We start from the raw sequence: 10,088 nt of genomic DNA, 5'->3' as shown, positions 1-10,088 counted from the left end.
GCCGGAGCAACAGGAGCCACCGGTGTAACTCCTCAATTATTTTTTGCTGAAGCGGATGGTCCAATCGCTCTCACAACGACTGGAACCGAAACGACAGTGGTTACAATGAATGTACCAACTACTGTTGGACAGAGCATTAAAGTGGACTATGCGGTATCAATTGATGTGGTCACAACGGCCAACTCAAATTTCACCTTTCAAACTAGGCTATATCGTAATGGTGTTTTAATAGAGACACGTTCCGTTCAAAGAAGTGTAACTTCTGCAGGTACATCAAGGTTTCCTGTTGCTTCTACTCATGTAAATACTGCTACGATCACTGGAACTTCAACATATGAAATTAGAATCGCTTATACAGTAGCAACAAATGTAACCTCCTCAAGTGCTATAAATGTCGATATTAACGCAATACGCTTTCCGTAATGAAAGTAACTCCATATCACCAGCCATATCCTTTAAAGAAGGGTATGGCCTTTTTTTAGGACATAAGAATAAGAAATGGTGATGCTTAATGCCTGATGGAATTAACGGAGCAGGATCGTTAGAGAAAGTAATCTCTGTAAGTTGATTTTAGTCTGGGAATATTTAATAATGTTGGGGTACAAATTCTTTTAAAAAAGGATGACTGTCATGAAAAAAGCAAAGGAAATAGCCTCCTAAAACAAGTAAAACACATTAGGAGGCGTTGTATATGAAATTCAATATAATTGATTGTGAAAAGTGGGTTCGGAAAGAGTACTTTGAACACTATTTACAACAACAAACAACATTCAGTATAACGAATGAAATGAATATTACTGTTCTTATGGAAAACTTAAAGAAGAAAAATTATAAGTTATATCCTGCGTTTATTTTCATGGTTACAAAAATAGTTAATTCCCATCGAGAATTTAGAACCAGCTTTAACCAAGAAGGGAATTTAGGTTATTGGTCAGAAATTTTGCCTTCTTATACAATTTTTGATAAGAAGACATACACATTTTCTAGCATCTGGTCACCGAATGAAAGTGGGTTTTCTGAATTCCATTCCCAGTATGAAAAAGATGTAGAAGAATACAATGGTACGGGTAGTTTATTTCCAAAGACTCCTATACCAGATAATCATATTCCGATATCCATGATTCCTTGGAGTTCTTTTACAGCATTTAATTTAAATATTAATAATGGTGGCGACTTTCTCTTACCCATAATAACCGGGGGGAAATATTCGCAAATAAAAGATGAATGGTTCTTGCCTGTTTCGTTGCAAATTCATCATGCAGTTTGTGATGGGTATCATGCAAGTGTTTTTATGAATGACTTCCAAAGGTTTGCTGATGAAAGTGCAGACTGGCTCTAGTTGTTCATCGGGAAAATACAAAAGGGAACTGTGAAAATCGAATTTGTCTACATTTTTTTGCTTGTACAAATTTGGACGTTGATTGGAACGTAGGGCACTCGCTTTCCGCGGGCGGTCCGGGAGCCTCCTCGGCGCACTTGCGCCTGTGGGGTCTCCCTTGGACTCGCTATTCCCGCAGGAGTCTCGCACACCCACTCCACTCAACTATGTTTAAAAATTTGGATAGAACTCCTTTTGCCTAAAGTCTTGGGAACTGTGAAAGCAGTTCCTTTTTTTATAAAATTAAAAAAAGGTTTATGTACCGTTAGTTCAATAAGTAGATGTTTTTCGGTTTGGTATTATATGGATATAATGATGACTTACATAATTAAAGGGAGATGATTCAATGTCATTTAATATTTTGATACCAATTATTATAATGGGTCTCATAATTCTTTGCGGCTTTGGAATTTTCAAGATTGCCAAAATCGTAAAAAGGTGAGGCTAGCCGGCTGCCATTAATTATGAAACTAAAGGGGCAGGATAATTCCATAACACAAATTGGGAAATGCATATATACTTGGACTAGAATTTGTAATTAAGCGATAAAACAAAAAATCCCTGCAATTAAGCAGGGGATGAATTTTAACTGGTGAGTTGTGTTAATTAGAATATGGCCTCACGCATTTTATGTGTTTCCGTTTTTTATATTTCAGGCATATAGCCTTTATTGTTATGGATATATTTTTCCCAATTGTTGTTTGGGTTACAGATTCTGATTAGGATTCTTTCCTTGTACTTTTAAATAAGCTACTTCTTTATATTTTCCAATGCTCTATAAGCATTTGCTTCTCCTGAACCAAATAAAGCATCTTGTCCTTTCTTTCCATAGTCAAGAGTTGTTTGCTTAATGCGAGCTGTTACTTGGGCTGGTTTATACTCCGGATGAGCTGCCTTAATAACCCCTGCAATTCCAGCTACTTGAGGTGTGGCCATGGAAGTACCAGCATTAAACTCATATGAAGTACCTAAATAGGTAGGCCAAGTACTAAGGATTAAGTTACTTGGATCAGCCGCCGCAGGGTCATTGGTTTCTGCATATTCAGGCCCGAAATCCCCTCCGGGAGCTGCCACGTCAATGGCACTGTTACCATAATTAGAGTAGAAAGCAAGCTGTTGAGTTGACCATTTTGTGGAGGCAGACACATTAATGACTCCTGGCAGCTGTGCCGGTACCACGGTTGCAGGCCCTTTCACGCTCATACCATATGGTTCATACAATTTATTTAAAAATTCGTTAACTTCCTTCTTATCATCTAAATTTAAACTTTCATTACCACTTCCGGCCACTACAGTTACTCCATTCTTTACTGCATATTGAATGGCTCTCTTCCAAAGTAACGTTTCAGCGATTGATTTATAACTTTCTCCCTCAATTGTCATTTTGTTATTATTATAGAAACGTAGAGACATATTAATAACATCTACCTTGTCATTTGTTGCTGCAATGATTCCATCTATAATCCAAGTTGGTAATCCAAGGGCTTGCTCTGAGTATAATACGCGATAGGATCTGATTCCTAAATCCGGCCCTACACCCTTTACTTTACCATTTGCGCCAATGATCCCGGCAACGTGAGTGCCATGCCCATTGCGATCTTTAATATCAGTGGGATCACCTGTTTCAGATTCATCCATTCCAGCAGGAACAAGGTTACGTCCGCCTAAATTATTATTCTTTAAGTCAGGATGAGACTCATCAATTCCGGTATCAATCACTCCCACCACTGCTTTATGAGTCATGCTTCCATCTTTATTTTTATATCCGCCTGTTTCTAAATCATATGATTTCCCGTCGTTGGTCACCCTTTGTATATCCCATTGGGAATCCCAATAACTCTCAGAATTTTGCTGGCTGATGATACTGGATCCATAGTTATAAGGGCTGACTGCTGTTTTGTCTAAGGTTAGGGGAATTTCTCTGTTAGCAGCTTCTATTGAAGAATTAGCTTTTAGGTTTTTAAGAAAAGAAGGCTCGTCCGATTGAGCTTCTATTCCGCCAACCTCGGGAAGGACTTTGGTTATTTTACCACCGGCTTTCCGTATTACCTCTTGATAATTCTCTGGTAAACCACCTTTAAAAGCTATTGCGTATGAGTCATTCAGCTCCTGATTTTGACTCCTTGCTTGGGCAGGAACATCACCAACGGAAAGTATCCCCGCTCCTACAGCAATCGAAAGTACCGTATGTAGAATTCTCTTTTTCATATGTCTCCTCCTATATAATGGAAAATATTAACCATTTACTATCTTAATATACAACAACTAAAATTCCAAGTTTTTCTAATGAATCTATTATTGAAATTGGCAGCTCTTTTTATTTATGAAATGATCGGGGCAGTTAGTTGAAGAAGGGAATGTTTTTTTTGTCTGGAATATGTCTAGTGGGAACTGTGAAAGGTGTAAAAACCCTGTGTCGCCAAAAGGTTTATATATCAATGCACTTCAGTATCAATCAATATGAGGAGGGTTCAAATGGATAAAAGAGTTCAATTTGACTTTGAAATCAAATTTACTAATGGCGGTGGGCTTCAAGGGCAGGAATTCCGCCTTGATATTGATGGAGATGACATCACTGACCAAGAGTTAGCCAAGTATATTGTAGAGGATATGAGGTTACTAATGGTTGGAGAAGTTAAGATATTTAATAAAAAGATCATTAATGAAAAACATAAACGAAAACCTGTTGATGAGAAATCCGGAAAGTAACCGGCTTTTTCAGCTAACAAGTGCGTTAGCTGAAGGTCGGAGCTGCCTTTAAGGCAGCTTTTTTTTATGGAACTATTGGGGCAGTATAGTTGAAGAACGATTTAAGATGTTTCAATTAAGTTGGATATTTGAATGAGAATAAAAGTAGGGGGAAAAGAGGGGCATCGTCCCCAATTATGTACATTGCTTTTATTTTTCGCTAAAATAAAGGGTATAATGAATGCTTATATAGTTTATTGATGATAAAAGATAATGAGGTAGAAAAAAATGATTGCAAAAACAGAAGATGATTTTAATGGTTTGAAGGAAATTGGCAAAATTATTGCCTCCATTAGAGATGAATTGGTACAAAGAACAATTCCGGGCATAACGACCAAAGAACTTGATGATATAGCCGGGGAACGTTTAGAAAAAGCGGGTGCAGTTTCAGCTCCAAAAGGTGAATATGATTTTCCTGGCTATACTTGCATAAGCCTAAATGATGAAGTGGCACATGGCATTCCGGGTGATCGGGTTATTCGTGAAGGGGATATAGTAAATATAGATGTATCTGCTTCAAAGAACGGTTATTTCGCAGATACAGGAATCTCATTTGTAGTAGGCGAAGGAGAAGAAGTATTAACGAAATTATGCGACGTCGCCAAAAAGGCATTTGAGGCGGGTCTTAAGAAAGCAAAACCCGGTTCCAAAAAAAGCAGAATCGGAAAAGCGGTGTTCGAAACAGCGAGACAGCATGGATTCACGGTTATCAAAAACCTTACAGGACATGGTGTTGGACGTAGAATACACGAAGCACCTGACCATATTTGTAATTATTATGATCCATGGGATAATGAAATACTGAAGGAAGGGATGGTTATCGCATTCGAACCATTCATCTCAACCCTTGAAGAAGAAGTATTCCAAAAAGAAGACGGTTGGACCTATGCTACTGAAAAAAGCTTTGTAGCTCAAGTGGAACATACGATTATCCTTACTAAAAATGGACCGATCATTGTCACGCTTTAATTCAAGCATAGTCGGAAAAAGTCGCGTAGTTCGTCTGAAGTTATATAAACTCGTAACAGTAAAAAGAATGTTTCTCGCATCTAAAGGAGTTGCTTTTGCAGCTCCTTTTCTTATGCAACTATAGGGGCGGGGCAGGTTAAGCAAAGTTTCTTCGGATTTTTTTCTAACAGATAATTTATTCACCTTGTAATCGTTACTCCATATAATGAAAGTAGATAGGACAACTCTCTCCTGTCCTATTTATTCCCATCCGGTTCATTTGAAGTAACTATTCTTAGCGGCGAATAGTTACTTTTTTTAGTTACAAAGAATCTTCGCCAAACAAGTCAATTAGCTGATTTCTCTACTCGTTTTTTTTATTAAGGATCATCCACTCCACTATGACAAAGTTGAGAACGAGCCCTGCCCAAATGTTTACATTCAATACTTCCTCGATCATCTTATATCTTCCTTCTGGAAGCATAAATCCATTAAAAGTGTAATAAGTAATGAGAAGAACGGGTACTAGTACACGTGCACTGACTGCTACTAGAGTAATACCAAAACTGCGCATCATCCATATTCGGTGTGCATGAAATTGTCCATTAACAGCTGTACGGTAACCCTTCCAACATGTGAATAACCACAGAATGGCCAGCGTTAGAAAAGCCGTTGCTTTTGTGAAACTTTCTATATAGAAGACAACGGCAAGAGCAAGAATTCCACTAATAAAAACACTGACAACATAAATCCTCCCCATATAGCGATGAACCTTTGGATTTTTCAAACGAATACGATCCATAAACTGAAGAAAACCTGTTATTAAGGCAATAAAGGCGCAACCAATATGTGTAACCAGTATAGAATATTGTGTTGTCGAAGTGATATCTACACGGCTGTTAGCAGGATTTAAAGTTAGATAGGGGATCATGAAAGGAATCATAATCCCAACCGAGACTATAACTAAAATCCACCAGCCTTTTTTTTGCATCATACCTTTTTTAACTCCTTTTATGTTTGTACCTGACAAGCAGAATCTTAGGTGGTTTTAGAGTCATTCGATAATTTTTTCCCTAATGGTGTCAGAATGCCATCAATGGTGGAGGAGTTCTTTTCACGCAAATAATTTTCCAGTTCAGCTTCACCCTTTTTCATGTTAGACCGATTCAATGTTTCACGTTCATTGGAGTAGGTCATGAAGGGGACACTATATCCGCAAGAGGTTTGGACTTTATGAATTTTGACTAAAATGATTTGTCTTGCACCGGGCATCATTTCAAAATGACCTATCATCCGATCCCATTCTTCTGTTTCAGGCAGAATCACCTTGCCTGAACCATATAAGCGCAAGATCATCGGCGGACCTTCAAATGCACAAAACATAAAGGTGATCCGGGCATTTTCATTAATATGTCCGCTTGTTTCGTTACCACTCCCAGTTAGATCCAAATACGCAATTTCGGTAGATGATAGGATGCGAAGGGTATCATACCCTTTTGGAGAAAGGTTTACATGCCCAGCCGCATACAAAGGTGCCGTTGCAATAAAAAACAAATGCTGTTTCTTTATGAAGTTTCGATGCTCAGCTAACATTTCCGGAAAATACTTTGCCATCATTATTCCCTCCAAAGAAATCCATTTTAAAATATAAGTTCTCTATTAATGAGTGGATTACCTTTTTCAGCTATACTGCCCTGATGAAAAAAGCGATAGCTGCATACAGCGCTCATTTTCCCTTTAAGAATCCGGCTGACCTTTATGAACGATATTAATTTTAGATTACAAGGGTGATTAAGAATTTGAGATTTTCCAGTATTGTACTATGATAAATTTATATTGTTTGAATTTGGAAGGGTATGGCAGAGTGACCATACTCCTACAGAATCATTTAAGGAGTGGTGGAATGGCACGTGTTTTATTTATTAATGCTGGATCAGAAGGACATATCAATCCAACTATTGGAGTTGTGCAAGAGCTTATTTCGCGTGGAGAAGAGGTAGTGTACTTTACGATAGAGTCTTTTCGGGAACGTATAGAGAGGACGGGAGCTACTGTACGAACAATTGACGGTGAAAAATTTATAGAAGCTTTTCTCTCAGGGGGAAGAAATTATTTACTCGAAAGAATCAACGGTCTTTTACATACAATAGATATCGTCATACCTAGCGTGCTTGAACAGATCAAAGGAGAGCATTTCGATTACATCATCCATGACTCCATGTTTGGCTGTGGACGTATGCTTGCCCAAATCCTTAAGCTTCCCGCAATAAATTCTTGTACTTCTTTTGCGCAGACAAAAGCATCATTCGATAAAATGCTGGAACAGCTTTCTAAAGAAATCACTCCAGAAATAGGTAAACCTATACAAGATGAATTTCAAAGACTGACGGCAATGGTGAAGGAAAAATATGATGTGGAGATCCATTCTGCTTACGAAGTTTTTTGTAATCCTGCACCACTTTCAATCGTTTATACAACTAGGGAGTTTCAACCTTTTAAAGAAGCATTCGACCAAACTTACAAATTTGTAGGTCCGTCCATCTCTTCACGAATAAAGCAGGATAACTTTGACCTTGCTGATTTCAAAGGAAAAAGTCCCCTTTACATTTCGCTTGGGACAGTTTTTAACCGGTCTCTTGATTTTTACAAGCTTTGTTTTGAAGCATTTGGAAATAGCGATCACACGGTGGTCATGGCGGTCGGTCAACAAACCCCGCTAATTGAATTAGGAGAGATCCCCAAAAACTTCATTGTGAAAAAATACGTTCCACAAACGGACGTGCTAAAATACACTAAATTATTTATCACACATGGCGGAATGAATAGTACCAATGAGGGTCTCTACTATGGAGTTCCGCTAATTGTCATCCCGCAAAGCGCGGATCAGCCGATGATTGCAGGGCAAGTTGCCAATATCGGAGCCGGTATTACATTACAAATGCAAAGCTTGACTGCAAATCAGCTGCGTGAGGCCGCAGATCATGTGTTAAACGACCCAACCTTCCATAAAACTGTTTCAAAATTAAAAGAATCCTTTCAAAAATCGGGTGGATATCACCAAGCTGTTGATGAGATTTTTGAATTTAAAAGACAATACGATATTTAAAAATGTATGATCGGCGGCATTTTCTTAGCGGGTATGGAAATCCTTTTTCTTATGGCACTTGGAATGAAGAACGGTGACCTAAAAAGGTATTGTCCTTTTTACATAGAAAAATAAAATGGGGGACATATATGGAAATTTGTTTAATTGGTGGCGGAAATCACACGAATAATGAATTACGTGAAGTGTTCCTGGAACTTTCAAAAATGATTAAACCTGAAGCTAAGATTTTAATAATCCCTTTTGCAACCGACAATTCCAGGTATGAAAGTTGGATGGCAAGTATTACTCAAGCTTTTTCAATCATGGAGAATGTAAGTATTGAATTATTAAATGAAGACCTTTCAGACAAAGAAATGAAAAAGTCTATAATGGAACATGATATTCTTTATTTTATAGGTGGAAAGCCAGAAAGGTTAATCCATGTAATTGAAGAAAAGGGACTTACCCCAATTATCAAAAACTTTCAAGGTTTAATCATTGGATATAGTGCGGGTTCATTAGCTTTCGGCAAAGATTGCATAATCACAAAAGATAAAGACTATCCAGAAACGATAGTGATCAAGGGCTTAGGATTAGTGGGGTTTAGCGTTGAGGTCCATTACGAGGCTAATATAGATGGAGAATTATTTCCCCTATCAAATGAACGAAAGATATATGCAATACCAAATGGAAGTGCAGTTTTCTCCAAGAACGGGGAACTATATAAAGGTATAAATGATATCTATTCCTTTCAATATATGAAAAAGGAAATAGTGAATTCCAAAGTCTTATAAAACTGGCAGGCGCTTTATCCCAATTGGAGCAAGGTCGCAGGAAGTTAAGGATAGAGAAAAGGAGACTGCAATGAAAGTAAATTTAATGATCTTCTTTACATCAATAAAAGAACAAGAAAAGAATAGGTTAATGATGAAAACATTTGAATCTGATATTCGTCCTGTTACAGGGGATATAATCGATGATCCCGGATTCGATCCACGATTTCATAATGGATATGAGGTTGTAAAGGTTACGATAAATTATGCTTCGGATGAATGTTTGGTATCCCTGCACCCGCTTGCGATCGAAATCGAGGAAATCAGGATGGAAACTTATTTGGAGAAACTGGAAGCACACGGTTGGCGTGCTGTCTCAAAAGAAGAATTGAAAAGTATATAAAAATGATATAAGGAGGGAGTATGAAAATGGAAAAATACTCGACAACCACTTTAAAGATGATTAGAAATTTTGATGTAATGCCTGAAAGGGTATTTGTTGCATGGGTGGACCCCGGGATGATGAGAAAATGGCTTTTTACATTGGAGGGGACAAATAAAGTGGCACAAAATGATCCGCAAGTGGGAGGAACTTGGGAGATTATTGATCATCGCGATGGAAAAGATTATCGGGCGATAGGGGAGTACCTTGAAATGGACCGTCCCAATAAATTAGTGTTCACTTTTAAAATGCCGCAATTCAGTGAAGCGGCAGATACAATTACAGTTGAGCTGAAAGAACTTCAAAAGGGCTGTGAAATGACATTTTCACAAAACATCACCGTTCCTCATGAAGAAAATTGGACACAATCTGATATCGAAAAAGCACTCGGAGAGTATCACGATGGATCTGAACACGGCTGGAATTTAATGTTTATGGGACTGAAAGAATTGGTTGAAACTGGACAAGTCAGCTATAAAGGCTAATAGTCGTTGGCCACAGTTTTTAGACAATAGGAAATCGGAATCGCATCCCGAACCCTGAAGGTTGGAATGGATTGAAGAAATCAGCTGGAACGTTTTCAGGAAAAAACTGTAGGCTGATCTCGCACCGAAATATGTTTTTAAGTTTTTTTCCAGTAATCCTAAATGGATGGAAGAAATTTGCGACACTCCTGCCGAAAAACTGGCTAGCCGAGACCCCACAGGTACTTGA

The 10,088-nt window shown here is 38.1% G+C and carries 10 protein-coding genes and 1 pseudogene; 8 read left to right on the top strand and 3 right to left on the bottom strand.

The window, feature by feature from the left end; translation table 11 throughout:
* Together OTG27_RS26280 and catA are read left to right on the top strand one after the other, a co-directional pair.
* A pseudogene (locus OTG27_RS26280) lies at window positions 1-423 on the top strand (hypothetical protein); the annotation flags it as partial.
* A 268-nt stretch (window positions 424-691) separates the two neighbouring features.
* Window positions 692-1,339, top strand: a complete 648-nt coding sequence (gene catA, locus OTG27_RS26275; RefSeq protein WP_268938579.1) for a type A chloramphenicol O-acetyltransferase — start codon at window positions 692-694, stop codon at window positions 1,337-1,339.
* 789 nt (window positions 1,340-2,128) lie between these two features.
* Here catA and OTG27_RS26270 read toward each other — a convergent pair.
* Window positions 2,129-3,586: a S8 family serine peptidase gene (locus OTG27_RS26270; RefSeq protein ID WP_268938578.1), complete on the bottom strand. Its 1,458-nt coding sequence runs from the start codon at window positions 3,584-3,586 to the stop codon at window positions 2,129-2,131.
* Window positions 3,587-3,853: 267 nt separating this feature from the next.
* On the opposite strand from OTG27_RS26270, the gene OTG27_RS26265 reads away from it, so the two are divergent.
* Together OTG27_RS26265 and map are read left to right on the top strand one after the other, a co-directional pair.
* On the top strand, window positions 3,854-4,087 hold the full coding sequence (locus OTG27_RS26265) for a hypothetical protein (protein WP_063575122.1): 234 nt from the start codon (window positions 3,854-3,856) through the stop codon (window positions 4,085-4,087).
* Between the two features lie 267 nt (window positions 4,088-4,354).
* A complete protein-coding gene (gene map / locus OTG27_RS26260) occupies window positions 4,355-5,095 on the top strand; it encodes a type I methionyl aminopeptidase (protein ID WP_057276433.1) in 741 nt (246 codons plus the stop codon).
* 343 nt (window positions 5,096-5,438) lie between these two features.
* Here map and OTG27_RS26255 read toward each other — a convergent pair whose 3' ends face one another.
* Together OTG27_RS26255 and OTG27_RS26250 are read right to left on the bottom strand one after the other, a co-directional pair.
* Window positions 5,439-6,068 (bottom strand): DUF2306 domain-containing protein, encoded by a 630-nt coding sequence (locus OTG27_RS26255; protein ID WP_268938577.1) that lies wholly within the window; start codon window positions 6,066-6,068, stop codon window positions 5,439-5,441.
* 44 nt (window positions 6,069-6,112) lie between these two features.
* On the bottom strand, window positions 6,113-6,688 hold the full coding sequence (locus OTG27_RS26250) for a pyridoxamine 5'-phosphate oxidase family protein (RefSeq protein ID WP_268938576.1): 576 nt from the start codon (window positions 6,686-6,688) through the stop codon (window positions 6,113-6,115).
* A 289-nt stretch (window positions 6,689-6,977) separates the two neighbouring features.
* Here OTG27_RS26250 and OTG27_RS26245 point away from each other — a divergent pair, with 289 nt between their 5' ends.
* The 4 genes from OTG27_RS26245 (at window position 6,978) to OTG27_RS26230 (ending at window position 9,859) form a co-directional block, all read left to right on the top strand.
* Window positions 6,978-8,180 carry a macrolide family glycosyltransferase gene (locus OTG27_RS26245; protein WP_268938575.1) on the top strand — a complete coding sequence of 401 codons (1,203 nt, stop codon included), beginning with the start codon at window positions 6,978-6,980 and terminating at the stop codon, window positions 8,178-8,180.
* A 128-nt stretch (window positions 8,181-8,308) separates the two neighbouring features.
* Window positions 8,309-8,953, top strand: coding sequence for a Type 1 glutamine amidotransferase-like domain-containing protein (locus OTG27_RS26240; protein ID WP_268938574.1), 645 nt, complete (start codon window positions 8,309-8,311; stop codon window positions 8,951-8,953).
* Between the two features lie 70 nt (window positions 8,954-9,023).
* Window positions 9,024-9,335, top strand: coding sequence for a hypothetical protein (locus OTG27_RS26235; RefSeq protein ID WP_268938573.1), 312 nt, complete (start codon window positions 9,024-9,026; stop codon window positions 9,333-9,335).
* Window positions 9,336-9,361: 26 nt separating this feature from the next.
* Window positions 9,362-9,859, top strand: a complete 498-nt coding sequence (locus tag OTG27_RS26230) for an SRPBCC family protein (RefSeq protein WP_063575130.1) — start codon at window positions 9,362-9,364, stop codon at window positions 9,857-9,859.
* Window positions 9,860-10,088: the final 229 nt, after the last annotated feature.

Source organism: Peribacillus sp. AS_2, from assembly GCF_026891895.1.
In the GTDB taxonomy this organism is placed as follows: domain Bacteria; phylum Bacillota; class Bacilli; order Bacillales; family DSM-1321; genus Peribacillus; species Peribacillus frigoritolerans.
Note: the sequence above shows the minus strand (reverse complement) of the source record. Positions and strands in the feature narration are given on the sequence as shown.

Coding starts and splice junctions, on each gene's coding strand:
- catA (WP_268938579.1), top strand. CDS start 692: ATGAAATTCAATATAATTGATTGTGAAAAGTGGGTTCGGAAAGAGTAC.
- OTG27_RS26270 (WP_268938578.1), bottom strand. CDS start 3,586: ATGAAAAAGAGAATTCTACATACGGTACTTTCGATTGCTGTAGGAGCG.
- OTG27_RS26265 (WP_063575122.1), top strand. CDS start 3,854: ATGGATAAAAGAGTTCAATTTGACTTTGAAATCAAATTTACTAATGGC.
- map (WP_057276433.1), top strand. CDS start 4,355: ATGATTGCAAAAACAGAAGATGATTTTAATGGTTTGAAGGAAATTGGC.
- OTG27_RS26255 (WP_268938577.1), bottom strand. CDS start 6,068: ATGATGCAAAAAAAAGGCTGGTGGATTTTAGTTATAGTCTCGGTTGGG.
- OTG27_RS26250 (WP_268938576.1), bottom strand. CDS start 6,688: ATGGCAAAGTATTTTCCGGAAATGTTAGCTGAGCATCGAAACTTCATA.
- OTG27_RS26245 (WP_268938575.1), top strand. CDS start 6,978: ATGGCACGTGTTTTATTTATTAATGCTGGATCAGAAGGACATATCAAT.
- OTG27_RS26240 (WP_268938574.1), top strand. CDS start 8,309: ATGGAAATTTGTTTAATTGGTGGCGGAAATCACACGAATAATGAATTA.
- OTG27_RS26235 (WP_268938573.1), top strand. CDS start 9,024: ATGAAAGTAAATTTAATGATCTTCTTTACATCAATAAAAGAACAAGAA.
- OTG27_RS26230 (WP_063575130.1), top strand. CDS start 9,362: ATGGAAAAATACTCGACAACCACTTTAAAGATGATTAGAAATTTTGAT.